This window comes from Acidovorax sp. SUPP3434, from assembly GCF_030159015.1.
In the GTDB taxonomy this organism is placed as follows: domain Bacteria; phylum Pseudomonadota; class Gammaproteobacteria; order Burkholderiales; family Burkholderiaceae_C; genus Paracidovorax.
The window spans coordinates 1-1,223 of the sequence record NZ_BQXL01000042.1; the positions used below are offsets into that span (position 1 = coordinate 1).

Genomic DNA, 1,223 nt, shown 5'->3' on the forward strand with positions numbered 1-1,223 from the left:
GACCACCTGTACGGAGGCGCCGGCAACGACACCCTCACAGGCCTTGGCGGTGCCGACTACCTGGAAGGCGGCGCCGGCAACGACGTGCTGATCGGCGGTGCAGGCGACGACACCCTGGTGGGCGGCGTAGGCTTCGACACCTACCGCATCCAGGCCAATGAAGGCCGGGACACCATCGTGGACAGCGGCAAAGGCAGCGAGGGCGGCAGCATCGAGCTGGCCGGGCGGGCGGTGGTGGGCGGCGGCACGCTGATCGCCACCGCTTCCGGGGCCGGGCAGCCCTACACGGTGTGGCGCGACGAGAGCAACGCCGCACAGCCCATCGACTATCGGCTGAACGTGGACTTGGGCGAGCTCACCATTACCGGTTACGGCAGCACCGTGGTCGTCAAGAACTTCGAGCCCGGGCAGCTGGGCATTCTGGTGCCGGCCGGTGTGCCCAAGCCGGTGCCTGCGCCGGCCTCGGCCTACGACCTGGCCAGTACGGCCGGCCAGAGCGCCTACGACCGCCTCACTGCGGCACAGCGCAACGCGGGCCTGCGGCTGGAGAACGTCGCGCAGGCCGGCACCAACCGCAGCGGCGCCTACGGCGGCGCCAGCGCGGACGTGCTGGCCGCGGGCAGCGCCGGTGCGAGCGCACGGCAGACCCTGTCTGGCGAGGGCGGCGACGACGTGCTGTATGCCGCAGCGCCCGTGGACCTGGCCGCCGCCATCGCGGGCGGCGAGACTCAAGTGTCCAGCGGGCGGGGCTTCGTCAGCCTGGTGGGCGGGCAGGGCGGCGACCGGCTCGTGGGCGATGCGGGCGATGACGTGCTGTACGGCGGGGCGGGCGACGACACCCTGGTGGGTGGGGGTGGCAACGACATCATCCTGGCCGATGGCAACGGCGAGGGCCTGGTGCTGGGCGATGCCTCGGCCTCCTACAGCAGCGGCGCCAACGACGTGGCCACGGGCCAGGTGCGCCTGTTGAACGCCAGCGTGGTCATGGCGCGCCTCGGCACCACCGCCACCGACAGCACCGGCCACGCCTATGAAAGCACCGACCTGCGGGGGTTCGCGTTCAACCCTCTGTCCGAGATCGACCTGTCGGGGCTGCTGGCCATGCGGGCCGAGGACATCAAGCCGCCGGCCGGCGATACGCGCGCCTACGTCGCGGGCACGCAGCGCACCTTCGCGCAGATGAACGACGGGGTGGCCTTCGTGGGCAACGTGGGGGTGGGCGC

At 72.1% G+C, this 1,223-nt stretch carries 1 protein-coding gene; it reads left to right on the top strand.

The window, feature by feature from the left end; genetic code table 11:
• Positions 1 to 1,223, top strand: a 1,223-nt coding sequence (locus AVKW3434_RS24170; RefSeq protein ID WP_502869175.1) for a calcium-binding protein, incomplete at both ends; no start/stop codon positions are given.